General features: G+C 74.5%; 20 protein-coding genes and 1 pseudogene. 11 read left to right on the top strand and 10 right to left on the bottom strand.

Going from position 1 to position 23,578, the window contains the following annotated elements; all coding sequences use genetic code 11:
• Window positions 1-105: 105 nt before the first annotated feature.
• Complete coding sequence (locus tag AMIR_RS12295; protein WP_015801286.1) at window positions 106-1,794, top strand: ABC transporter substrate-binding protein; 1,689 nt, start codon at window positions 106-108, stop codon at window positions 1,792-1,794.
• On the top strand, window positions 1,791-3,491 hold the full coding sequence (locus AMIR_RS12290; protein WP_015801285.1) for a dipeptide ABC transporter ATP-binding protein: 1,701 nt from the start codon (window positions 1,791-1,793) through the stop codon (window positions 3,489-3,491). Before AMIR_RS12295 ends, AMIR_RS12290 begins: the two co-directional genes overlap by 4 nt.
• 91 nt (window positions 3,492-3,582) lie before the next feature.
• On the opposite strand, the pseudogene AMIR_RS37005 reads toward AMIR_RS12290, so the two are convergent.
• Window positions 3,583-4,419, bottom strand: a pseudogene (locus AMIR_RS37005) (EamA family transporter); the annotation flags it as partial.
• Between the two features lie 42 nt (window positions 4,420-4,461).
• Between AMIR_RS37005 and AMIR_RS12285 the strand changes: the two are divergent.
• Together AMIR_RS12285 and AMIR_RS12280 are read left to right on the top strand one after the other, a co-directional pair.
• Window positions 4,462-4,968, top strand: coding sequence for a MarR family winged helix-turn-helix transcriptional regulator (locus tag AMIR_RS12285; protein WP_015801283.1), 507 nt, complete (start codon window positions 4,462-4,464; stop codon window positions 4,966-4,968).
• A 211-nt stretch (window positions 4,969-5,179) separates the two neighbouring features.
• Window positions 5,180-5,479: a DUF1540 domain-containing protein gene (locus tag AMIR_RS12280; RefSeq protein WP_015801282.1), complete on the top strand. Its 300-nt coding sequence runs from the start codon at window positions 5,180-5,182 to the stop codon at window positions 5,477-5,479.
• 82 nt (window positions 5,480-5,561) lie between these two features.
• Here the strand turns inward: AMIR_RS12280 and AMIR_RS12275 are convergent, their stop codons facing one another.
• Both AMIR_RS12275 and AMIR_RS12270 read right to left on the bottom strand, forming a co-directional pair.
• Window positions 5,562-5,981, bottom strand: a complete 420-nt coding sequence (locus tag AMIR_RS12275) for an SMI1/KNR4 family protein (protein ID WP_015801281.1) — start codon at window positions 5,979-5,981, stop codon at window positions 5,562-5,564.
• Between the two features lie 28 nt (window positions 5,982-6,009).
• The gene (locus tag AMIR_RS12270) at window positions 6,010-6,591 is read right to left on the bottom strand and encodes a hypothetical protein (protein ID WP_015801280.1); all 582 of its coding nucleotides are present in this window, start codon (window positions 6,589-6,591) and stop codon (window positions 6,010-6,012) included.
• 584 nt (window positions 6,592-7,175) lie between these two features.
• Here AMIR_RS12270 and AMIR_RS12265 point away from each other — a divergent pair.
• Together AMIR_RS12265 and AMIR_RS12260 are read left to right on the top strand one after the other, a co-directional pair.
• Window positions 7,176-7,421, top strand: a complete 246-nt coding sequence (locus tag AMIR_RS12265; RefSeq protein ID WP_015801279.1) for a hypothetical protein — start codon at window positions 7,176-7,178, stop codon at window positions 7,419-7,421.
• 13 nt (window positions 7,422-7,434) lie between these two features.
• The gene (locus AMIR_RS12260) at window positions 7,435-7,785 is read left to right on the top strand and encodes a DUF6968 family protein (protein WP_015801278.1); all 351 of its coding nucleotides are present in this window, start codon (window positions 7,435-7,437) and stop codon (window positions 7,783-7,785) included.
• A gap of 97 nt (window positions 7,786-7,882) precedes the next feature.
• Here the strand turns inward: AMIR_RS12260 and AMIR_RS12255 are convergent, their stop codons facing one another.
• Window positions 7,883-8,473 (bottom strand): TMEM165/GDT1 family protein, encoded by a 591-nt coding sequence (locus tag AMIR_RS12255; protein ID WP_015801277.1) that lies wholly within the window; start codon window positions 8,471-8,473, stop codon window positions 7,883-7,885.
• Between the two features lie 292 nt (window positions 8,474-8,765).
• Window positions 8,766-9,731, bottom strand: coding sequence for a DMT family transporter (locus AMIR_RS12250; protein ID WP_015801276.1), 966 nt, complete (start codon window positions 9,729-9,731; stop codon window positions 8,766-8,768).
• 73 nt (window positions 9,732-9,804) lie between these two features.
• Between AMIR_RS12250 and AMIR_RS12245 the strand changes: the two genes are divergently transcribed.
• Window positions 9,805-10,731 carry a LysR family transcriptional regulator gene (locus AMIR_RS12245; RefSeq protein ID WP_015801275.1) on the top strand — a complete coding sequence of 309 codons (927 nt, stop codon included), beginning with the start codon at window positions 9,805-9,807 and terminating at the stop codon, window positions 10,729-10,731.
• Between the two features lie 22 nt (window positions 10,732-10,753).
• Here AMIR_RS12245 and AMIR_RS40150 read toward each other — a convergent pair whose 3' ends face one another.
• Together AMIR_RS40150 and AMIR_RS12235 are read right to left on the bottom strand one after the other, a co-directional pair.
• A complete protein-coding gene (locus tag AMIR_RS40150) occupies window positions 10,754-12,202 on the bottom strand; it encodes a cytochrome P450 family protein (protein WP_015801274.1) in 1,449 nt (482 codons plus the stop codon).
• A 529-nt stretch (window positions 12,203-12,731) separates the two neighbouring features.
• Window positions 12,732-13,670 carry an NAD(P)-dependent alcohol dehydrogenase gene (locus tag AMIR_RS12235; RefSeq protein ID WP_015801273.1) on the bottom strand — a complete coding sequence of 313 codons (939 nt, stop codon included), beginning with the start codon at window positions 13,668-13,670 and terminating at the stop codon, window positions 12,732-12,734.
• Window positions 13,671-13,795: 125 nt separating this feature from the next.
• On the opposite strand from AMIR_RS12235, the gene AMIR_RS12230 reads away from it, so the two are divergent.
• Window positions 13,796-14,485, top strand: coding sequence for a TetR/AcrR family transcriptional regulator (locus AMIR_RS12230; RefSeq protein ID WP_015801272.1), 690 nt, complete (start codon window positions 13,796-13,798; stop codon window positions 14,483-14,485).
• A gap of 50 nt (window positions 14,486-14,535) precedes the next feature.
• Here the strand turns inward: AMIR_RS12230 and AMIR_RS12225 are convergent, their stop codons facing one another.
• Window positions 14,536-15,339 (bottom strand): siderophore-interacting protein, encoded by an 804-nt coding sequence (locus AMIR_RS12225; RefSeq protein ID WP_015801271.1) that lies wholly within the window; start codon window positions 15,337-15,339, stop codon window positions 14,536-14,538.
• Between the two features lie 117 nt (window positions 15,340-15,456).
• Here AMIR_RS12225 and AMIR_RS12220 point away from each other — a divergent pair, with 117 nt between their 5' ends.
• Window positions 15,457-16,284: a helix-turn-helix transcriptional regulator gene (locus AMIR_RS12220; RefSeq protein ID WP_015801270.1), complete on the top strand. Its 828-nt coding sequence runs from the start codon at window positions 15,457-15,459 to the stop codon at window positions 16,282-16,284.
• Between the two features lie 40 nt (window positions 16,285-16,324).
• Here AMIR_RS12220 and AMIR_RS12215 read toward each other — a convergent pair whose 3' ends face one another.
• Together AMIR_RS12215 and AMIR_RS12210 are read right to left on the bottom strand one after the other, a co-directional pair.
• Window positions 16,325-16,885 carry a DUF2510 domain-containing protein gene (locus tag AMIR_RS12215; protein ID WP_015801269.1) on the bottom strand — a complete coding sequence of 187 codons (561 nt, stop codon included), beginning with the start codon at window positions 16,883-16,885 and terminating at the stop codon, window positions 16,325-16,327.
• 2 nt (window positions 16,886-16,887) lie between these two features.
• Window positions 16,888-18,240 (bottom strand): SNIPE associated domain-containing protein, encoded by a 1,353-nt coding sequence (locus tag AMIR_RS12210; RefSeq protein ID WP_015801268.1) that lies wholly within the window; start codon window positions 18,238-18,240, stop codon window positions 16,888-16,890.
• 286 nt (window positions 18,241-18,526) lie between these two features.
• Between AMIR_RS12210 and AMIR_RS12205 the strand changes: the two genes are divergently transcribed.
• Complete coding sequence (locus AMIR_RS12205) at window positions 18,527-19,744, top strand: metallophosphoesterase family protein (protein WP_015801267.1); 1,218 nt, start codon at window positions 18,527-18,529, stop codon at window positions 19,742-19,744.
• A complete protein-coding gene (locus AMIR_RS12200; RefSeq protein WP_015801266.1) occupies window positions 19,744-23,577 on the top strand; it encodes an AAA family ATPase in 3,834 nt (1,277 codons plus the stop codon). Before AMIR_RS12205 ends, AMIR_RS12200 begins: the two co-directional genes overlap by 1 nt.
• The last annotated feature ends 1 nt before the right edge of the window (window position 23,578 follow it).

Raw genomic sequence — 23,578 nt, 5'->3', positions numbered from 1 at the left:
GGTCCTGCCCCGGACCACCGGGGCGGGCGTCCCACGAACCCCCGGCCCCCGCGCCGGACCGAAGACCACCACCTCCCCACTTCCCCGCTAGGAGAGAGAACCGCCATGACCAGAAGTCGGACCCCAAGGGTGGTCGCCACGGCCACCGCACTCGTCGGCGCGCTCGCGCTGACCGCGTGCGGCGCCAACGACCAGCCCCAGCAGGGCGCGGCCGACCAGGCCAAGGCCGAGCGCGGGGGCGTGCTGCGCATCCTCGGCGAGAGCCAGTCGCTGAACTTCGACCCGGCCAAGAGCTCCTCCCTGCCGATCACCTCGCTCGCGCTGGTGCACCGCAGGCTCACCGGCTGGCTGAACGAGCCGGGCCAGGACGCCAAGGTCGTCCCCGACCTCGGCGACACCGGCAAGACCGACGACGGCGGCAAGACGTGGACCTTCACCCTCAAGGAGGGCCTGAAGTACGCGGACGGCACGCCCATCAAGGCCGATGACGTCAAGTGGGGCGTCGAGCGCTCGTACGCGCCCGCGTTCTCCGGCGGCCTCGGCTACCACAAGCAGCTGATCGAGGGCGGCGCCGACTACCGGGGCCCGTTCGAGGGGCAGCGCCTGGACTCCATCAAGGTCCCGGACGACCGCACGATCGTGTTCACCCTGTCGCGGCCTTACGGTGACTGGCCGTGGGTGGCGAGCACCCCGGCGTTCGCGCCGGTGCCCAGCGGCAAGGGCGCGGAGGCCGACTACAGCGACCACGCGGTCGCGTCCGGCCCGTACAAGGTGGAGAAGTACCAGAAGGGCGTCGAGGCGCGCCTGGTGCGCAACGAGAACTGGGACTCGGCCACGGACGAGCTGCGCGGCGGCCTCCCGGACGAGATCCTGTTCCAGCTGGGCCAGGACACCTCGGTGATCTCGCAGCGGCTCACCGCCGACTCCGGCGACGACAGGTTCGCGTTCGGCTCCTCGTTCGTGTCCCCGGCGCAGCTCGCGCAGCTGGCGGGCAACCCGTCGGCCAAGCAGCGCCTGGTGACGTCGAAGACCGGCGCGCTCGCCTACCTGGCGCTCAACACCCAGAAGGCGCCGTTCGACAACCCCAAGGTGCGGCAGGCCGTGCAGTACGCGGTCGACAAGACCTCGTACCAGATCGCGTCGGCGGGCAACGCCGAGCTGGCCGGTGACGTCGCCACCACGCTGATCACCCAGGGCATCGCGGGCCGCGAGCAGTTCGACCTCTACCAGACCAAGCCGTCCGGCGACCCGGAGAAGGCCAAGTCGCTGCTGGCCGAGGCGGGCTTCCCGAACGGGATCTCGGGCCTGGAGTTCCTGGTGTCGCAGACCAACAACTACCCGGAGAAGGCCGAGGCGGTCCAGGCCGCGCTGGTCAAGGCGGGCATCCAGTCCGAGATCCGGGTGCTGGAGAGCGACGCCTACACCGCCGAGTCGCGCGCGGACAACCCGAACTACGCGCTGACCCTGTCCTCGTGGCAGCCGGACTTCCCCAGCGCCAACGCGAACATCCAGCCGCTGTTCGACTCCAAGGAGATCGGCCAGGGCGGGTACAACCTGTCCCGCTACAGCAACCCCGAGGTCGACCAGCTGATCGCGGCGGCGCAGGCCACCGTCGACCCGGTCGAGGCGGGCAAGAAGTGGGTCGAGCTGGACAGGAAGATCCTGGCCGACTCGCCCGTCGTGCCGCTGATCTACACCCGCAACTCGTTCCTGCACGGGTCCAAGGTCGCCGACTTCCGCATCGCCGACTTCCCCGCGTACCCGAACTACGCCCGAGTCGGGCTCCTGAAGTGACCGGGCCGCTGCTGGAGCTCGACGCCGTCGGCGTGGAGTTCACCGGCGGCGGCGCCACCACCGTGGCCGCCAGGGACGTGACCCTGTCCCTGGCGGCCGGTGAGGTGCTCGCCGTCGTGGGTGAGTCCGGGTCGGGCAAGACCGTCACGGCCATGTCGCTGCTGCGACTGCTGCCGTCGACGGCGGTGCTGTCCGGCCGGGCGCTGCTGGACAGCGAGGACCTGTTCGGCATGGGCGCCGACGCGCTGCGCGCGGTGCGCGGCGGGCGGATCGGCGTGGTGTTCCAGGAGCCGATGACCGCGCTGAACCCGGTGTTCACCATCGGGCACCAGCTGGCCGAGGCGGTGCTGGCGCACCGGGAGGTGAGCGGGCGGCAGGCCCGCGCGCGGGCGCTGGAGCTGCTGGAGCTGGTGGGGCTGCCCGACGCGGAGGCGAAGCTGCGCCGGTACCCGCACGAGCTGTCCGGCGGCCAGCTGCAGCGGGTGGTGATCGCGATGGCGGTGGCGAACGAGCCCGCGCTGCTGATCGCGGACGAGCCGACCACGGCGCTGGACGTGACCGTGCAGGCCGAGGTCGTCGAGCTGCTGCGGGACCTGCGGGACCGGTTGGGCACGGCGATCCTGCTGATCACCCACGACATGGGGGTGGTGGCGTCGCTGGCGGACCGGGTCGCGGTGATGAAGGACGGCCGGGTCGTGGAGCAGGGCGGGGTGGAGGCGGTGTTCGGGGCGCCCGAGCACGAGTACACCCGGAGCCTGCTGGACGCGGTGCTGTCGCTGTCGACGACCCCGTCGACGGGTGCGGTGGCCGAGGTGGTCTCGGGGTCGGAGTCGGCCGAGGTCGAGGGCGCCGTCGAGGTGCTCGCGGCGGGCGCGGACGCGGCGCTGGTGGTCGACGGCCTGACCGTGGTGTACGGCGGCGGCTGGCGTGGCGCGGGCACGCGCGCGGTGGACGGCGTGAGCCTGCACGTGGGGCGCGGCGAGGTGCTGGGGCTGGTCGGCGAGTCCGGGTCGGGCAAGACGACGCTGGCGTCGGTGGTCGCCGGGCTGCGCGCGCCCACGTCCGGGTCGGTGCTGGTCGGCGGGCTGGACGTGGCGCGGCTGCGCGGGGCGCGGCGCAAGGCCGCGCGGGGGCGGGTCGGGGTGGTGTTCCAGGACCCGACGTCGTCGCTGAACCCGCGCGCCCCGGTCTGGCGGGCGGTGGCCGAGCCGCTGGTGCTGCACCGGGGGCTGCGCGGGGTGGGGCTGGGGCGGCGGGTGGACGAGCTGCTGGAGCTGGCCGAGCTGTCGCCGTCGCTGCGGGAGCGCTACCCGCACGAGCTGTCCGGCGGGCAGCGCCAGCGGGTCGGGATCGCGCGGGCGCTGGCCCTGTCGCCGGACCTGCTGATCGCCGACGAGCCGACGAGCGCGCTGGACGTGTCGGTGCAGGCCAGGGTGCTGCGGCTGTTCGGCGAGCTGCGGGCCGAGCTGGGGTTCGCGTGCCTGTTCATCAGCCACGACCTGGCCGTGGTGGAGCAGCTCGCGGACCGGGTGGCGGTCATGCGCGGCGGGCGGCTGCTGGAGCTGGGGCCGGTGGGGCGGGTGCTGGCGCGCCCGGCGCACCCGTACACGGCGCGGCTGCTGGCGGCGGTCCCGGTCGCGGACCCGGTGCGGCAGCGGGAGCGGCGGGAGCTGTGGCGGGCGGTCGCCGCCGGGTGAGGGACGTGGTCGGGACGGGGCGGTCGAGGCGCCCCTCCCGGCCGCCTCTCGTGAGCTTGGCGAGCAGCGCGGGCTGGCCGAGGAGCACGCCCGCGAGCACGAGGAGCAGGCCGATCCCCTGGCGGCCGGTGAGCGCCTCGCCCGCGAGGGCGGTGCCCAGGAGGACGCCGGTGACCGGGTTGAGCAGGCCGATCAGGCCGACCGAGCCCGCGTCCAGGTGCTTGAGGCCGGTGTACCAGGCGGCGTAGGCGACGGCCGTGCCGATGATCGAGACGTAGCCCGTGGCGAGCACCGCGGGGCCGTCGAGCGCCGGCGGTGGGCCTTCGAGGGCGAGCGCGGCGACGAGCAGCACGGCGCCGCCCGCGATCAGCTGCCAGGCCGCGACGGGCAGGACGCCGACGGCGCTCTTCGCGCTCCAGCGCTTGGTGAGCAGGTGGCCGAGCGCCGAGGTGAGCACGGCGGAGGCGGCGACGAGCACGCCGAGCGGGTCGACCGCGCCGGTGCCGGCGGCGACCACCAGGACCACGCCCGCGACGCCCGCGACGCCGCCGAGCAGGGCGGTGGGGCGGGGGCGTTCGGCGAGCAGTGGCCAGGCGAGGGCCATCATCGCGAGCGGCGAGGTGGCCATGACCGCCGAGGCGGTGCTGGTGGGCAGGAGCTGCGCGGAGGCGTAGACGAGGGCGAAGAAGACGCCCATGGTGAGCGTGCCCAGGACCGCCGAGCGCCACCACCAGTGCCCGCGCGGCAGGCGGCGGGAGATCGCGAGCAGGAGCAGTCCGGCGGGCAGGGCGCGCAGGGTCGCGCCCCACAGCGGGGTGTCGGCGGGCAGGAAGTGGTGGGTGACGTAGTAGACCGAGCCCCAGGCCAGCGGGGCGACGGCGGTGATCAGGGGCCAGCGCCAGGTAGCTTCCCGGGAAGTAACTTCCATGGAAGCAATATAGCTTCCACGGAAGCGGTAGCGTGCGGGGCCGTGGACCACACTCCCCGGCAGGGCTTGGACCGGGTCGCGCGCATCCAGGCCGAGTGGGCGCGCGAGCGGCCGGACGTGGACGTGTCGCCCCAGGGCGTCATCGGCAGGCTGCACCGGCTGGCGGCGGCGCTGATGGAGGAGATCTCGGTCGTCTACCGGCGGCATGGGCTCGGCGAGGGCGAGTTCGACGTGCTGGCCGCGCTGCGGCGGGCCGGGGAGCCGTACGAGCGGGCGCCGGGCGAGCTGGCGCAGCACACGATGGTGACCACCGGGGCGATCACCAAGCGGTTGGACCGGCTGGAGCGCGACGGGCTCGTGACGCGGCGGATGACCGACGGGGACGGGCGCAGGCGGGTGGTGGCGCTGACCGAGGCGGGGAAGCGGGTGTTCGACCGGGCGTTCACCGAGCACATGGCGAACGAGCGGCGGTTGCTGGAGCTGCTCGACCCCGAGGAGGCGCGGATGCTGGAGGGGTTGTTGGAACGGTGGTTGCGGCACTTCGACTGAGGGTTCAGGTAAGGCTTTCCTCATAGGATTGCCGGATTCCTCTGAGTGGTTTGAAATAATTTCATGAATTTCGTTTTTCCTTGACTTGACCAGCGGTTATGGTGTTTTTTGCGGGTTCAGGTTAGCCTGGCCTAAACATTTTCAACTTGCCGTTGTCCGGTCGGGGTGGGAGGTTGTTTCCACCGAGCCGACTAGACGCTGAGGAACGGTCATGACGACAATGGATATGCCCGCCGTCCACGAGTGCACCGTGACCGGCTGCTCGTACAACCACGACGGCTGCCACGCGTTCGCGATCACGGTGAGCGGGGTGAACGGGACCGCCGACTGCGGGACCTTCGTGCCGCTGGACACCAAGGGCGGGCTGCCGAAGGTGGTCGCGCAGGTCGGCGCGTGCTCCCGGTCGGACTGCTCGCACAACAAGAACCTGGAGTGCTCGGCGTCGAGCGTGCGCATCGGCCCCGGCAAGGGCGACCACGCGGCGAACTGCCTGACCTACACCACGGACTGATCCCCGGTCCCGTGCGACGAAGGCCCCGCGCCGGTGTGGTGGCGCGGGGCCTCGTCGCGCTTGGGGCTCCTCGGCTTCCGGGTCAGTCGTGCGCGTGCCGGGCCAGGAACGCCGCGAACCCCTCGGCGAGCACCCGGACGCCGCCCCCGAGGTCGTGGTCGGCGGTGCAGACCCGCCCGGCGAGGTCCAGGAAGAGCGGGTTCCCCGCGGGGTCGACGCCGAAGACGAGCGCGTTGCCGACGCCGGGCCACCCGTCGTCGCGGAACCGCAGGGTGAGCGCGACGACGTCGACGTCCTCCAGCAGCGGCGAACCGCCGAACGCGTGCACCGGCACGCCGACGAAGCAGGCCCCGAACAGCTCGGCGAAGTGCGCGTAGTCCGGGTCCACCACGATCCCGAGCCGCGCGCCGGCGTCCCGCAGCCGCCGGGCCGGGACCGGGGTCCCCCGCCCGTACCGCGCGACGGCGCGCTCCAGGGCCGCGATCAGCTCGGGTTCCAGCACGGGGACAGGCTAGCCGTCCGCTCCCCCGTCACCCGGCGAGCAGCTCCGCGATCCGCGCGACCGCGATGGCCCGCGACGAGGGCGTCGTGGGCACCGACAGCGAGTCCGACATGGACCAGCGGCCCTGCCCGTCCACCGCGACCGCCATGCTCACGTTGCCCTGCGGCGAGCCGATCTTCAGCAGCACCGAGGACTCCCGGTCGCCGCTCAGGTGCGCGTCGAGGAAGCGCCCGGCCTGGGCGCTGGCGGTCACCCCCGGTTCGAGCAGGCGCACGTCCCAGCCGCCCGCTCCGTCCGGGCACAGCCGCAGCTGCCCGCGCGGGCCGCTGAGCAGGTGGGTGAGCACGGGCACGTCGCCGCGCCAGCCGAGCATCCGGGTGATCCGGTCGGCCGTGGCGGCGGCCTCGATCACGGCGGCGAGCCGGGGCGACGGCCGGAACGCCCGGCCGGTCCGGGTCGCGAGCCCCCGGTGCACGAGCGAGTCGAGGCCGTCGTGCGGGGCGCGCGGCGCGGGCAGGGCGAGCTCCTCGCGCACCCCGGCGAGCGCGGGCGGTCTGACCCGCAGCAGGAACCCCAGCTCGGCGGTGGTGAGCACGAGCCGATCGACCACGCGGACCTCCTCTTGGTCTGCACGGAGTGCGGTGTCCGTTCGCTGTCTCGCATCGCGGACCCCGGTTCCGGCGTTGCACGACCACTCCGCACGAAGGCGGTCGCACAAGGCGCTTGTTTAACCCAAACGGGTTAACCCGAACCGACGAACGCGATGACCTGCCGCGCAAGTACGGACTCCATCCAGGGCAATCCCCCGCCACGGAGAATATTCACCCTGCTCCACTCCGGTGACAGCCGCGACCGGAAGCGTTGCGGCTTCCCGAAGAAAGCGTTTTCCGGAATCACCCGCGCGGGGGATGCCCTGGGTTCACCCGGCCGTGCGGGAACGCCACCGGGCGGAGGTAGCGCTCCACCCGATCGATGATGTGGCGCCGGGTACGCCCTCGCTGAGGTGACGACCGACCACGCAAGGTCACTTCAACGGCACATATGATTTCCCCGGCAATCTCAGCGTGACCATCTCGTTCGAGTGAAAAAATTATTCCTTCTTCCACCGGAAGGCGGCGGACTGCGACCATCGACCCGCTCGACGAGAAGTTCTGCAGAACCTGAAAGTCGGTTGACGATTGACGGGGGGATGGAATGTCGACGTTCAAGCGCGTGCTGGTGGCGAGCGCAGCAGCCCTCGCGGCCACGCTCGGGGGCGGCGGCGCCGCGATGGCGGCCACACCGGACTTTTCGCAGGTCAGGCTCAAGGACAAGGGCGTTTGCGAGACCCTCTACAACCGCGACGTCCGGATCTGCCGGGCGCTCCCGCTGCCGCCCGCACGAGCGGTCTGCTACGCGGCAGCAGCCGCCAAGTACGCGGCGTGCCTCGCAGGCGACTGACACAATCAATCACATGGACGAGCACTTCCCGACAGAAGTCGTGGCTTCTCGAAAACTGGTCGGACCGAATGGCCCGATCACGGTGTCCATCGGACGCCCGAGGCCGTTCGACGAGACGGATCCCGAAGGGGACCACCACTGCCCGGTCCGCATCGAGGGCTTGGAGGAGGACCCGGTAGACCTGTCCGTCGCCGGGGTCGACTCGCTCCAGGCCCTGATCCTGGCGCTCGGCGCGATCGGCGACCGGGTGGGGTCGGCGCGGCAGGACCTGTCGTTCCTGGGGCGCCCCGAGCTGGGCCTCCTGGCGTCGCAGCGCGTCTCACCGGAGTCGACGGTGCTGAGCGTGCGGATGAGCACCGCCTGACCTGCGGCGGGCGCCCCGGACGAACCTTCGGCACCCGCCGCACCCCGGAAACGGCCCGGTCCAGTGACACTGGACCGGGCCGTCCCAGCACCGCGAGTCAGCGCGTGAGCTCCAGGACGGCCTCGACCGCGAGCCAGATGCCGAAGAGGAAGAACAGCGCCGACGCGCCGTACCTGATGGTCTTCTCCGGCAGCGCCTTGCCCAGCGCCCGGCCGACCACGATGGCCAGCGCGTCCGCCGCGACCATGCCGAGCGTGGAGCCGACCCACACGCCGAACCAGCCGTGGTCGGTGGCCAGGGTGATGGTGGCGAGCATGGTCTTGTCGCCCAGCTCGGCGAGGAAGAACGCGGTGCCGACCGCGATCACCGCGGAGCGGGTCACGTTCTGCGCCTTGGACTTCTCGTCGTCGGTGAGCGAGTCGCCGCGCAGCGTCCAGAAGCCGAAGACCACGAACGCGATCGCGGCGGCCAGGTTGATCCAGCCGGTGGGGAGGGCGGCGCCGAGGCCGAAGCCGATGGCGACCGAGGCGAGGTGCACGATCGCCGTGGCCAGCGTGATGCCCAGGAGCACCGGCCAGACCTTGAAGCGGGTGGCGAAGGTGAGCGCCATGAGCTGGGACTTGTCGCCCAACTCGGCGACGAAGATGACGCCGAACGACACGGCGGTGCTGACGAGTGCTGCGTCCATGGTGGCTCTGTCCGGTCCCTGTGTGTTCGGTGCCGGACCAGGAGCCGATTTCGGGCGACCTCGATCCGACACGCGTGCGTGTCTGGATCGAAGGTCTCGCCCGCCCCGGAGACCGAGGCCACCCGACCGGACCCGCGAGCGGGTCAGTGTGTCGATCGGGACGTTGGGGGGCTACTCCCCTTCGCTTGCGGTCCGAACGGTACAGAGCGGCGGGCGTTGGACCAAGCGGGCGTGACCGGCGACACGGCTGGCCTGGCACTTCCCGCGGGTGGGCGCCCGGTGTGGACGGGGGTCAGGAACGCGCGGCGAGGTTCGCCGGGGTGGCGGGTTCGGGGGTGGCGGGTTCGGAGGCTGCGGGCTCCGGGGCTGCGGGCTCCGGGGTGGCGCGCGGGGCGCGGGTTCCGGCGTAGACGGCCAGGAGGACGGCCGCGCAGCCGACGAGCTGGATCGCGTTCGGGCGCTCGCCCATGAGCGCGATGCCGAGCACCACCGACCCGACCGGCTGGACCAGCATCAGCGCCGCGCCCGTGGACGAGGGCATCCGGGGCAGCGCCGCCGAGATCAGCAGCCAGCCCACGATCTGCCCGATGAGCGCCAACGCCGCCAGCCAGCCGAGTGACGCCCAACCGGGGGTCAGGTCCAGCTTCCCGGTGACCACGCCGAACACGGCCGCGACCGCCCCCGCCGACACCGTGGCCAGCAGCAGCGCCCGCACGCCGCCCCCGCCGCGCCGCACGAGCAGCAGGTAGAACGCGTACGCCGTGCCCGCGCCGAGCGAGGCCAGCGCGCCGCCGAGCGGGTCGGCGCCGGACACCGGGGTGCCCGCCAGGCCGCCGGCCAGCACCACGCCGAGCAGCAGCACCGGCACGGTCGCGACGAAGCGGCGGCTGGTGCGCTCGCCGTGCAGCAGGTACGCGGCGGTCGGCACGATCACCACCTGCACCGACAGCAGCACCGTGGAGATGCCCGCGCCGACCATCCGGATGCCCTCGGCCCACAGCACGAAGTCCACGCCCAGCGCGGCGCCGGCCAGCAGCGGGACCAGCGTCGGCCTCCGCTGGACCAGGCAGGCGCGGCGCTCGGTGCGGCGTTCGCGCGCGTAGAGCGCGAGCAGCACCGGGAACGCGATCAGGCAGCGCCAGAACGCGCTGGTCGGCGCGGAGGTGTTCGAGAAGTGGATGAACACCGAGGCCAGCGAGATGCACAGCCCGCCGAGCACGGCGGTCAGCCTCGGGTCCACGGTCGTCAGGCGGGTCACCAGATTAGTTTGATCAGGACAACTAAGCAGCACAAGTAATTGTTTTTCAGCAAAAACCGGTAGCTTCCCTACTGTGTTCGGGTTGGAGAGGTTGCGGGCGCTGCACGCGGTGGCGGCGCACGGTTCGGTCGCGGGAGCGGCGGCGGCGCTGCACGTGACGCCCTCCGGGGTGTCGCAGCAGCTGGCCAAGCTGGAGCGGGAGGCGGGTCAGCCGCTGCTGGAGCCGAGGGGGCGCGGGGTGCGGCTGACCACGGCCGGGCACGTGCTGGCCGGGCACGCGGGGCGGGTGCTGGAGCAGCTGGCGCGGGCGCGGGCCGAGCTGGACCTGCTGCGGGAGGACGTCACGGGGACGCTGCGCGTGGGCGCGATCCCGACCACCCTGCAGGCCCTGCTGCCACCCGCGCTGGGGGCGCTGCGGGAGCGGCACCCGGACCTGGCGGTGGTGCTGCGGGAGGGCGAGGCGGAGGAATCGCTGCCCCGGCTGGTGTCGGGCGAGCTGGACGTGGCGGTCCTGGACAGCTGGGACAACCTGCCGGTGCAGCTGCCGGAGGGGGTGGTGTGCGTGGAGCTGATGGCGGACGTGGCCGACCTGGCGCTGCCCGCCGGTCACCGGCTGGCGCACCGGCGGGTGGTGGACCTGGCCGAGGTGGACGACATCGGGTGGATCGGGTGGAGCGTCGGGACCGGGTGCCACGGGTGGCTGGAGCACGTGCTGCGCGGGGAGGGGCTGGGCGGGCGGATCACGAGCGCGGTCGGCGGGTACCCGACGCAGCTGGCGCTGGTGGCGGGCACGGTCGGGGCGGCGGTGGTGCCGAGGCTGGGGCGGGTGGTGGTGCCGGAGGGGGTGCGGATGATCGCGACCCGGCCGGTGCTGGGGCGGCGGATCCTGGCGGTGACTCGGGCGGAGGACGTGGAGCGGGGGGTGGTGCGGGCGTGTGTGGACGTGCTGCGGGAGGTGGCGGACCGGTTCACGCAGGGGGAGGTGGGGGTGGCGCGGTAGCGGGTTCCGGGGGTTCCGGGTTTCAGCTCCAGGCGACCGGCAGGGACTCGGGCGCGCCGTGGCGCCACGGGAGCTGGTCGGCGTCCACGGCCAGCCGCAGGCCGGGGAGGCGCGGGAGGAGGGCTCCGATCGCGACCTCCAGGTCCATGCGCGCCAGCCGGGCGCCGACCCAGGACGGGGCCGGGCGCGGGGCGGCGGCGGGGCGGCCCGCGAGCGCGGAGACGTGCACCCGCTCGCCCGCCCGGATCAGCACGCCGCCCAGCTCGACGTCCGCCTCGGCCAGCGCCGGGCCCCGCGGGCGGCGGGTCGGGGGCGGGAGGGCGTCCAGGGCGGCGGGGAGGTGCTCGGGGTTGTGGCGGAGCCAGGCCAGGTCGGCGGGGTGGGTGAGGAGGGTGTGGGCGGTCGCGGCGATGCGGTCGGCGGTCGTGCCGTGGGCCGAGGTCAGCAGGAGGGCGCCGAGGTCGGCGAGGTCGTCGTCGTCCAGGCGGTCGCCGTCGACGGAGGCGGTGGCCAGGGTGCTGATCAGGTCGCCCTCGGGGGCGGTGCGGCGACGCCTGCCGAGCGCGGCGAAGTAGCGGCGCAGGTCGGACTCGGCTCGCGCGGGGTGGGTTCCGGGGGTTCCCCTGGTGGCGTGGTCGGGGTCGGGTGCGGCGTGGTCGAGGACGGGCGGGTCCCAGGTCAGGCATTTCAGGGCGGGGCGCTCGCGGCCACGCGTGGTGTTCAGGAGGGCGGCGCGCTCGGTGTCGTCGGAGCCCAGGACGACCTCGTCCCAGGCGATCCGGCCTCCCGACCGCTCCCCCGTCGACCGGCCTCCCGTCGACCGGCCTCCCGTCGACCGCTCCCCCGTCGACCGGCCTCCCGCTGACCGGTCCTCCAGCCCCCACTCGGCCCTGGCGGCAGCCGCCCAGCCCGGCGCCTCACCGGCGGGTGCGGCGCGGCTCCGGTCGGCGCGGCTCGGACCGGAGCGACCGGGGGCGGCGCGATCGGGGGCGGCGCGATCGGGCTTGGCGTCGGTCACGTCCCCGCCCCTCCAGGCCGCATGCAGCTCCTCCACCAGTTCCCGCAGCTCGGCCCGGTCACGCTCGGGAATCCCGAGCACCTGGCACGCCGTCGCCACGGCGAGCCTGCGCGCCACCGCTGCCACCAGGTCGACCGGTTCGCCGCCGTTCGCCATCAGGTCCAGCAGGGCCTTGGCCGTGCTCGTCGTGCGCGGGCGGACGCGTTCCACGTGGCGGGCCGTCACCACGCTCGCCGTGAAGCGGCGCAGCCTGACGTGCGAGCGCGCCGGGTCCGGCGGGGGCTGCTCCGGGGGTGCGGCGGGGGTGGCGGGGCGCAGGCGCGGGTCGGTCAGGGCCGCGCGCGCCTCGGCCTGGCCGATGACGAGCCACGTCCCGCGCCACCGGGTGACCTGCGCGGGAGCCGGGGAGGTGGCCTGCGGGCGGCGCAGGACGCGGTGCGCGGGGAAGGGCATGGCCTGGCGGCTCCTCGTCGGACTGGAGCGCCCCGGTCCACTGCGGACTGGCGCTCGGCCGCCCGGCGCGGTGGAGCGCGGCTCGGTGCGGCGTTGCGCAGGAGGCTGGTGCCCCTGAGGGTGTCGCTACACCTCGAACGGCCGATGTTCGCCGGATGGTGTGAACTCGTCCGTTCCGCACGGGTGAAGAACTCCCCCAGGGCGCGCGCAGCATCCGGGAAAACCCTGTGTTTCCACAGTGGACATCCGGGACTCCCATTGTCCCGCAGGCAACCCGTTCCGGGGAAGGGATAGCGGCGTTGCACTTCGCTGCGTAGTTCTTGTCCCGCACCATTCACCGTTACGGCGGCTGGTGTTGCCCGACCGGGTGGCGGCAGGGTGGGCCGCACACCGGAGGTGGAATTCGGACGCCCCCCGGCTCGCGCGCCGCGCCCCGACCGCACCTCGACGCGGAGAGGGCGCGCGCCGTTCCGAACCGCTGACGGAACACCCGCCGCCCGCCCCCTGGGGGTGCGGGCGGCGGGGCCCCTCACCTCAGGCTGATCACGTGCTTGCCGCGCACGCCACCGGCTTCGAGTGCGCGGTGGGCGTCGGCGATGCGCTCCAGCGGGTGAACGGTGTCCACGACCGGGCGGATCGCACCGGACTCCACGTAGCGGGTCAGGTCGGCGAACAGGGCGTGCCCCGGATTGCCGCTGAAGAACCTCAGCGGCCTGCCCGGCAGCAGCGGCGCGGCGGCCAGGTACGCGACGTCGGCGACGCCGCGGAAGGCCACCGCGACCATCCGGCCGTTCGGACCGGCCAGCCGCCGCCACGCCCAGGGGCGGTCGCCGAAGGTGTCGAGCACGACGTCATAAGTGCCCAGCTCACCGAGGGGCGTGCGGTAGTCGACCGCCTCGTCCGCGCCCAGCTCCCGCACGAAGTCCAGGTTCGCGCGGGACGCGAGCGCCGTCACGTGCGCGCCGAACGCCTTGCCCAGCTGGACCGCGACGCTGCCGAGCCCGCCGGACGCGCCCCGGACCAGCAGCCGCTCCCCCGCCTGGAGCCGGGCCTTGTCGCGCAGCGCGGTGATCACGGTCGTGCCGACGCCGGGCAGCGCGGACGCCTCCACCAGGTCGACGCCCTCGGGGGCGCGCGCCAGCAGTCCCGGCCGCACCACGACGTACTCGGCGGCGGCCCCGCGCGTGGTCCTGCCGAGGAACCCCCAGACCCGGTCGCCGGGCGCGACCACGTCCACGCCCGCGCCGACCCCGGCCACCTCGCCCGCGAAGTCCATGCCGATCGCCTGCGGGAACCGGAAGCCGGTGATCACCTTGATCCCGCCCGCCCTGGCCTTGGTCTCACCGCCGTTGACGCTGGAGCCGTGCACCCGCACGAGCACCTCCCCCGGTCCGGCGACGGGCCTGGGGACCGTCGTCGCGTAGAGGACCTCGGGGGGCCCGTATCGGTCGTACCGAGCCGCGCGCATCTCGCTCACCTGCGAAAACCTTCCGGGAAACGAACAAGTGGAGTGTGTTCTCCGCTTAGTCGCCACGCTAGCGGAGAAAGCGGAAGGCACGTTCCACTTGGGCTAAAGTGAGAGGAGTGCAGACCGTGGACTCCCAGTTGCCCACCGCTCAGGCGCACGTGGACGAGGCGCCCGCAGCGCTGGCGCCCGCGGAGCAGGCGCCCGCGGAGCGGTTGCGGGCCGACGCGCGGGACAACCGCGACCGCATCCTGGTCACCGCCCGCGAGGTGTTCGCGAGCCGTGGCCTGGACGCTCCGATGACCACGATCGCGCGGCGCGCGGGGGTCGGCGTCGCGACGCTGTACCGGCGGTTCCCGACCAAGGGCGCGCTGGTGTCGGCGGCGTTCGCGGACACGCTCTGCGAGTGCGTCGAGCTGGTGGATCACGCGTTGGAGCTACCCGATCCGTGGGACGGGTTCTGCTGGCTGCTGGAGCAGGTGTGCCTGAAGCAGGCCGAGGACCGGGGGTTCACGGCCGCGTTCCTGCGGATGTTCCCGGACGCCGTGGACGACGTGGCGCGGGACCGGGCGCTGGAGCGGTTCGCCGGGCTGGTCGAGCGGGCGAAGGCGGGCGGCAGGCTGCGGGCGGACTTCGAGCTGCACGACCTGACGATGGCGCTGATGGCCAACAGCGGTCTGGTGACCGACAGCCGGGAGGCTGCCGAGGCGGCGACGCGGCGGCTGGTGGGCTACCTGATCCAGGGGTTCGCGGCGCGCGATCCGCTGCCGCCCGCGACGCCGCTGGGGTTGGAGCACGTGGTGCACTACGGGAAGTGACGCACCCGGTCGCGTTCCCCGTTGCGGGGGAACACGACCGGGTCAGCGGCTCAGCTTTCCTGCTCCTGCTCGACGGTGCGGTTCCACTCCGCCTTGCCCGCCTGCCAGCCGTCCTCGTCGGAGCCGATCCGCCAGTAGCCGGAGATCGACAGGTCCGCGCGCGGGATGCCGCGCTCCAGCCGCAGGTGGCCGCGCAGCTCCTTGACCATGCCCGCCTCGCCGTGCACGAACGCGTGCACCCGGCCGGGCGGGAACTCCAGCTCCCGCACCGCCGCCGCGACCCGCTGCCCGGCCGAGCGGTGCAGCCAGCGCACCGGCACGGGCGCGGGCTGCTCGTCCTCGGGGCCGTCGACCTCGACGAGCACCTCGGCCCGCGCGCCCTCCGGCAGCGCCTCCAGGGACGCGGCGATCGCGGGCCAGGCGCTCTCGTCGCCTGCCAGCAGGTGCCAGTCGGCCTCGGGGTCCGGGGTGTACGCGCCGCCGGGGCCCGCGAAGTGCAGCAGGTCGCCGGGCTGGGCCTTGAGCGCCCACGGTCCCGCGACGCCCCGGTCGCCGTGCACGACGAAGTCGATCCACAGCTCGGCGCCGTCCCAGCCGCGGACCGTGTAGGTGCGGCTGTGCGGCCACTGCTCGCGCGGCATCGACTCGCGGATCGCGGCGACGTCGAACGGCTCCGGGTAGGTGACGCCCTCTCGGGGGAACAGGAGCTTGAGGTAGCTGTCGGAGTGCTCGATCTCGGCGAGGCCGTCGACGTCGGTCAGCACGACGCGGACCAGCGCGGGCGAGAGGCGCTCGGTGCGCAGCACGCGCGCGGTCTTCGTCCTGGCCTGACGGCGGGGTGAAGGGGTGGTCACGTCCTCCAACGTACCCGCGCCGCTGCTCCAGGCGGGTGAAGCCGGTCGACCCGGTCCGGTTGTCCAGGGTGAGCCGCACCCACCCTCCGTGAGCGCCGCTGACCTAATCTCGGGGGCATGGACGGTAATGCGCTCGGCACCTTCCTGCGCGCGCGGCGCGCCCTGGTGCGACCCGAGGACGTCCGGATGCCCGCGAGCGGCACGCGGCGGGTGGCCGGTCTGCGGCGCGAGGAGGTGGCGGAGCTGGCCGGGGTCAGCACCGACTACTACACGCGCCTGGAGCAGGGGCGGGAGAAGCACCCGTCCGAGCAGGTGCTGGACGCGCTCGCCGGGGTGCTGCGGCTGGAGGAGGACGCGGTGGCGCACCTGCGCGGCCTGGCCCGCCCGGCGCCGCGCGTGCGCAGGAGGGCGACCAGGCGCGAGCAGGTCAGCCCGAGCCTGCTGCGGATGCTGGAGAGCTGGCCGGACACGCCCGCGCTGGTGCTGAGCGAGAGGTTCGCGGTGCTGGGGCACAACGCGCTCGGGCGGGCGCTGTTCGCCGGGCACGAGCACAGCGACGACCTGGTGCGGCTGGTGTTCCTGGACCCGGACGCGAGCACGTTCTACCCGGACTGGGAGAAGATCGCGCTGAACACCGTGGCGGGCCTGCGGGCGACCGCGGACGCGAGCGGGCGGCACGACGCGGAGCTGGTCGACCTGGTGGGCGAGCTGTCGCTCAAGAGCGCGGCGTTCCGGCGGCTGTGGGCGAGGCACGACGTGAGGCGCAAGTCGACCGAGCGCAAGCGCTTCAACCACCCGCTGGTGGGGGCGCTGGAGCTGACGTACGAGGCGCTGACGGTGAACAGCGCGCCGGGGCAGCAGCTGGCGGTGTACCAGGCCGATCCGGGGAGCCGGTCGGCGGAGGCGCTGGGGTTGCTGGGGAGCTTGGCGGCGTCGGAGGGGTAGGGCGGTCCCGGCCCCCTGGGTGGGGGCCGGGACCGGGCCGTCAGAGCACGTCGAGCCTGGGCGCCGAGGCGGCCGACGCGGCGGCGTGGGCGACGGCCTCGGCGTCGGCCCTCCCGTGCACCGTGACCTCGAGCGCGGGCACCGCGCGCTTGGTGCGCCGCACCGTGTACACCGCGAACAGCTTGGTCGACCGGTCGTAGACGACCTCGCGCGCCTGGTTCCAGCGGACCTGGAGGAACTGCCTGCGCAGCAGGCCGACGAACAGGAACAGCAGCCGCCGGTCGGTGCACACCAGCACCCCGGTGCCCTCGCCGACCGCGCCGGTCAGCGCGAGCACGCGCTCCTCGGGTTCCAGGTGCCCCTCCAGCAGGTTGATCTCCTTCTTCGCGCCGACGAGCAGCCCGCGCACCCGGTCCGCCGCCTGGGCGATGTCGGGCCGCAGCGCGACGACCGGCGGCGGGGTGGGCTGGGGCGGCGGGGGCGCCTGCTCGACCCGGCGCACGGCGGTGTGGAAGGTCCAGCGCAGCCCGTCCCAGTAGCGGACGAGCGCGGGGTCGAGCGGGTCGGGCAGCCACCCGGCAGGGCGATGCGGTGCGGTCACGGTCACTCCTCGCCGTCGTCGGACAGGTCGCCGTCCGCGCCGCTGTCGGTGCCGCTGTCGCTGTCGCTGTCGGCGACCGGGCCGCCACCGCGCCGCGCCGGGTCGGACGCCCGCCACTCGACGGCCTCGGCGGTGGTCGTGTACTCCAGCACGTGGTCGTCGCCGAACTCCAGGAGCAGCGACCGCACCTGCTCCGGCGTGGCGTAGAAGAACTCGCGCCGGTGGTTAACCGCGTTGACCCGGCGGTCGGCGAGCGCGTGGTGCAGCCGGTTCTCCAGCGCCACCGCGTCCTCGGAGAAGAACAGGGCGTGCACGTCGAACCGGAACGGCACCGAGGCGTCGCCGAGCTCGCGCACCCGGTCCATCGGGTCGAGCCTGCGGGTCATGCCGATCTTGACCACGTCGGGTCCGAAGGCGCCGATGTTGGAGATCACGTAGACGTACCCGGCGCGCACGTTCGCCGCCCGGTCGCGCACGCCCGCGATCGCCTCGTCCACCCCGGCCAGCTGCTCGCGCGCCTTCTCCAGGCCCGCCTCGTCGCCGAGCTGCTCCAGCTTGGCGACAACGGCGGCGTAGTGCGCCCGCTCCTTGGTCAGCTTGGCCTGCTCGCGCTCGATCTCCTTGAGCACCTTGGCCTCCTCGCGCAACCGCTCGCGCTCGGCCCGCGCCTCCTCCCGCTCGGCCTCCACCTTGGCCAGGTGGTCGGCGGTCAGGTCGATCTCCAGCAGCCGGAGCCGGTGGTACTCGACGGACACCGCGATGCGCATGAGCACGCCGAGTTTGCCGATGGTCTCCCTGGTGGCGGTGAGCTTCTTCTTGACCGCCTCGCGGGTGTGCGGCTTGACCCCGCGCACCGCGTTGTCGGCCTCGGTGTTGTAGGCGCGCAGCATCAGCTTGGCCATGTCGCGGCCGAGCCTCTGCCCCTCCTTGACCGACCCGTTGACGGCCCAGTCGACCTGGCAGCTGACCGCGTCCCCCCTGGCAAGCTCCTTGATCCGGCGCTTGAGGTCGGCGAGCCGGTCCTTGTAGGCGAGGGCGTCCTGGAGCGGGTGGGCGTAGTCGTAGACGCCGACCTGCTGGAGCAGCGCGACCTCGCGCGTCTCGACCAGCTCGCCCTCGGTGCGTCGCAGCTCGGCGGCGACCCGCTCGCGCGCGGCGACCAGCGCCGCGTGGTCGGCCCGGCCGCGCTCGACGGCCGCGTTCAGCTCGCGCAGCTCCGCCTCCAGCGCGGGCGTCCCCGCACCGCGCAGGTGCGTCACCCACCCGCGCAGCTCGGCCGCCGCGGCCTGCTCCGCCGCGAGTCGTTCCCGCAGCTGGGCGACCTCCGGCTTCTCCTTGCCGCCGAACAGCGCCATCACCACTCCCCTCGGTTTTCCAATCGAAGGGGAATCGATGATCACCCTGCGCTCGTTAACCACCCACCCGCGTGTTCACCCGTTCGACCGGTCGCCGTCGCCCCCGCCACGCGGCGCGCCCAGGGCACCGCCTCCCCGGCGCTCGGCGTCACCGTGGAATCGTGAGCCCCATGCGACCCCGTTCTCCCCACCGGTGTGGCGTTCGTCGTAGCGGAAGCGCGCGATCGGGCGATGTCCTGATCATGGTCATCTCACGCGCGCGCTCGGCCGGGACGGGGTGGTGGTGATGCGGATCGTGCACGCCGCCGACGTCCACCTCGACAGCCCGCTCCGGGGGCTCTCCCGGTTCGCCGACGACGAGACCGCGCACGGGTTGCGGCGGGCCTCGCGGCGGGCGCTGGAGAACCTCGTGCACCTCGCCGTCAGCGAGGGGGCGCAGGCCCTCGTCCTCGCGGGCGACGTCTACGACGGCGACTGGCCCGACTACGCCACCGGGCGGTTCTTCGCGCAGCAGATGGACGTGCTGCACCAGAACCGCGTCAAGGTGTACGTGGTCGCGGGCAACCACGACGCGCAGAGCGTGGTCACCAAGGCCGTCCGGCTGCCCGACAACGTCACGGTCATGGCCACCGACAAGGCGCAGACCGCCATCGACGACGACCTCGGCCTCGCCGTGCACGGGCAGGGGTTCGCGCAGCGGGCGGTCACCGAGAACCTCGTCCTGGCGTACCCCGAACGGGTGCGCGGGTTGGTGAACGTGGGGCTGCTGCACACCGCCGTCGACGGGGCCGAGGGGCACGCCACCTACGCGCCGTGCACGCCGCGCGACCTCGCCCAGTGCGACTACGACTACTTCGCGCTCGGGCACGTGCACCAGCGCCGCGTGGTCAACGACGGGCAGCGGGTGGCCGCGTTCCCCGGCAACCTCCAGGGCAGGCACGCGGGCGAGACCGGCGCGAAGGGCGCGCTGGTCGTGGACGTCGAGCACGACGAGCGGGCCCGGACCCGGTTCGTGCCGCTGGACGTGGCCCGCTGGGAGCACCTGAGCGTGGACGCCAGCGGGCTGCGCACGTTCGACGAGGTGCTCGACGCCGTCGACTCGGCGCTGGACGACGCCCGTGCCTCGGCCGACGGCCGCAGGCTCGTCGCGCGCGTCACGGTCACCGGCAGCACCCGCGCGGCGGGCGCGCTGGGGCGGCGGGAGCACTTCCACGAGCAGGTGCTGGCGCTGGCCCAGCGCAAGCACATCACGCTGGAGAAGGCCCGGTCGCGCGCGCTCGCGCCGCAGGAGGTCAACCCGGCGGACCGGGAGCTGCTGGAGGCGATCCTGGGCAACCGCGCCGACTTCGCCGAGCTGGCCGAGGTGGTGCGCCCGCTGCAGCGCGACTTCGGCCGCCACCTGCGCGGCACCGAGCTGGACCTGGACGACGACGCGGTGCTGGAGCGGGTGGTCGGCGCGGCCGTGGACGGGCTGGTCGCGCGGCTGTCGGCGGAGGAGGGCTGATGCGGATCACCCGGCTGGTGCTGGAGCGGTACGGGGCGTTCGCCGACCGGGCGGTCGACCTCGGTCCGGGGTTGACGCTGGTGCTGGGGCCCAACGAGACGGGCAAGTCGACGGCGCTGGACGCGCTGGCCGACCTGCTGTGGTCGATCCCGCAGCAGTCCGGGCGGGCGTTCCGCTACCCCCGCAAGGAGCTGCGGGTGGGCGCGCGGGTGCTGCTGGACGGGGTCGAGCACGAGGTGGTGCGGACGGCGTCCGGGCTGGTCGGGTTCGAGGGCGGCGGCGGTGGCGAGCCGTGGCGCGGGGACGGTGACGACCGGGCGCGGTGGCTGACCTCGTTCGGGTTGTCGCACGAGATGCTGCGGCTCGGCGGGCAGGACCTGTTCGAGGCCAGGGGCGACCTGGCGGCGCTGGTGTTCCGGGCGCGCAGCGGGCGGTCGGTGCACCGGCTGCTGGACGAGCTGACCGCGCGGGCGGACGCGCTGTACAAGCAGCACCGGGGCAGCCGGAGCGTGGTGACCCGGCAGGCGCTGGAGCGGTACCTGGAGGTCGACGGCGAGATCGCGGGGGCGATGGCCGACGCGACGCAGGTCCGCAGGGCCGAGGAGGACGTCGCGGCGCTCGCGCGGCGGGCCGAGACGGCGGCGGCGGAGCTGCGGGAGGCCGAGGCCGGGCACCTGGGGGCGGCGGCGCGGGTGCGGGTCGCGGAGACGGCGCGGCGGTTGGCGGCGACCCGGCGGCGGGTCGCGGAGCTGCACCGGGCGGGGCCGTTCCTGGGGGTCGAGGGGATCGCGGCGTGGCGGGGGGCCACCGAGCGGTTGGAGAAGCTGGCCGGGGTCGCTGAGGACCTGGCACGGGAGGTCGCGGAGACCGAGGGCGAGCGGGACGCGGTCCGGGTGGACGAGGCGCTGCTCGCGGACGCGGAACCGGTGGGGAGGCTGTACCGGGACCACGCGGCGCGGCAGGACGACGCGCAGCGCGCGGAGGGCGAGGAGGCGGACGCCGAGGCGGCGGACGCGCGGGCGCGGGTGGCGCTGGCCGGGTTGGTCGCCCCGGCGGGGAGCGGGGCGGCGGGGAGCGGGGCGGCTTCGGGCGGTGGGTCGGCGGGCGGTGGACGCGCGGGTGCGGAAGCTGCGGACGCTGAAGAGGAGAATGCAAGGCTTGGAGAAGTCGAGCGCGCGGATGCCGGGCTGACGGGTGCCGGGAACGCGGGTGCTGGCCGGGCGGGCGCCGGGAACGCGGGTGCCGGTCAGGCAGGTGCCGGCCCGGCGCGGGGTGACGCGCGGAGCGTGGCCGAGTTGCTGGCGGGGCTCTGGGTCGGGGACGACCTGGCCGCCGAGCTGGACATCGCCGCCGAGGCGTTGGACGACGCCGAGGCGCGGGTCGTCGAGCGGGCGCGTGACCTGGAGGGGGCCGAGGAGGGGGTCGAGCCGCTCGACGTGCCCGACGACGTCGTCGCCGACGCGGTCCGGGAGGTCGTCGCGGCGGTCGAGGGGGGCGGGTCGGCGTTCGCGGAGCTGCGGCAGGCGCGGGTGGACGAGGCGGACGCCGAGCGGGAGCGGGTCGGGTCGCTGGCCGCGATCGGGTTGCCCCCGGACGCGTTGGACGGGATCGGTGCGGTGCCGTCGGCCGAGGCGGTGCGGGTGGCGGGCGCCCTGCTGGTGGAGCGGCGAAAGGCGCTCGCGGACGCGGCGCGGCTGGTGGACGAGGGCGAGAAGCGGGTCGCCGCGCTCCTCGCGCAGCTGGACGACGCCGCCACCGGTGACATCCCGGCCCCCGGAGCCGTCGACGACGCCCGCGCCGAGCGGGACGCGCTGCTCGCCCGAGCGCTGGGCGCGTGGCTGGCGGGCGCCGCGCCCGCCGCCGACCCGGAGCTGCCGGTCGCCCTCGAACGGGCGGTCGCGGGCGCGGACCGGGTCGCCGACCGGGTCGCCGCGCACCGCGAGGAGGCGGGCAGGCGGGCGGTGCTGGTGGCCGACCACCGGCACGAGAGCGCCGAGGTCGAGCGCTGCCGGGCCGCCGTGGCGGTCGCCGCCGAGGCGGAGCGGAACGCCGAGCGGGCGTGGACGGCCGTGTGGGCGGGGGTCGCCGCGCCGCTGCCGCAGGACGGGGGCGCGTTCCGGGAGCGGCTCGCCGGGGCGCTGGACGCCTCGGGGCGGGCGCGGGTGGCGCGGGCGCGGGCCGAGTCGCTGCGGCCGGACGTCGAGCGGCAGCGGGAGTACCTCGCCGGGGTGCTCGCCGACGCTGGGCGGCCGAGGCCGGACGCCGACCTGGAGAGCCTGCTGGTCGCCGCCCGCGCGCTGCTGGACGAGCACCGCCAGGCGCAGGCCGACCTGGCCGTGGCCCGCGAGCGGCGGGCCGTGCGGGAGCGGGCGGTGCAGGACCTGGACCGGCTGCGGGAGGTCAGGGACGACGCGGCCGGGCGCTGGGCGCGGCTGCTCGCCGAGGCCGGGCTGGCGGACGTGCCCCCGGTGCGGTGGCAGCGGCGGCGCGAGGTGCTGGAGCGGGCCCGCGAGGAGCACCGGCGGGCCGAGGCGCACCGGTCGGCGGCCTCGGTGCTGCGGCGGCGGTGCGCGGAGTTCGCGGACGAGCTGGCGCTGGTCGCGGCCCGGCACGGGGTGCCGGACGGGGCGGGCGCGGCCGAGGAGCTGGCCGAGCGGGTCGCCGAGGCGCGCGACGGGGCGGCTCGGGTGCGCGGGCTGGACGAGCGGGTGGAGCGGCTGGCCAGGCGGTCGGCGGAGGTCGGGACCGAGCGGGAGCGGTTGACCGCGCTGCTGGACGGGCTGCGGGCCGAGCACGACGACGACCTCGACGCCGCCGCCGCGCGCGGGCGGGAGCTGGTGGAGCTGGCCGAGGCCGACCGGGAGCACCGGGCGGTGATCTCGGCGGCGCTGCCCGACGTGGACGTGGACGACGTGGTGGACGAGGTCGAGGCCACCGACGACGACGCGCTGGCGCTGGCGGCGCGGGCGGCCCAGGCGCGCTACGACGAGGCGGTCTCCCGGCACCAGGAGGTGCGGGACCGGCTGGCCGAGACGCGGGTCGGGCACCAGGAGCTGCTGGCCCGGCCGGGCGCGGCGGAGCTGCACGCGCGGGCCGGGGAGCGGTTGGCCGAGGTCGCGGACCGGGTCGAGGACTACCTGGTGGTGGAGGTGCAGCGGCGGTTGCTGCGGCGGGAGCTGGAGGCGTACGAGCGCAAGCACGCGTCGCCGCTGCTGGAGGCCGCCGGGCGGTTGCTGGAGCGGTTGACCGAGGGGCGGTACGTCGCGCTGCGCACGCACCAGGACCGGTCGGCGGCGCTGGCGGTGGTGGGGGCGGACGAGCGGGAGCGGTCGCCGCAGGAGCTGTCGGAGGGGACCGCCGACCAGGTGTTCCTGGCGCTGCGGCTGGCGGGGATCGCGTCGTTGCAGCGGGAGCGGGCGGCGCGGGGGCTGCCGGTGCTGCCGGTGGTGCTGGACGACGTGCTGATGACGTTCGACGACGCGCGGGCCGGGGCGGCGCTGCGGGTGATGGCCGGGTTGGCGCGGGAGTGGCAGGTGATCGTGCTGAGCCACCACGGGCACCTGCGGGACGTCGCCGCGTCGCTGGGTGGCGGGGTGTCGGTGGCGACGCTGTCGTCGGCCCCGGAGCTGGAGGTCGCGCGCAGCGCCGAGGAGGTGCGGGACGCGGTGCGGCAGGCCGCGCCCGTGGCGGTGGGGGCCGCGCGGGTGGCTGCGCCGAAGGCGACGAACCTGGCGGCGGTGCGCGAGTGGGCGCGGGCGAACGGGCGGCAGGTCGCGGACCGGGGGCGGATCCCGGCCGACGTGGTGGAGGCCTACGAGCTGGCGCACCGGTAGG

The organism is Actinosynnema mirum DSM 43827 (assembly GCF_000023245.1).
Taxonomy (GTDB): Bacteria; Actinomycetota; Actinomycetes; order Mycobacteriales; family Pseudonocardiaceae; genus Actinosynnema; species Actinosynnema mirum.
Note: the sequence above shows the minus strand (reverse complement) of the source record. Positions and strands in the feature narration are given on the sequence as shown.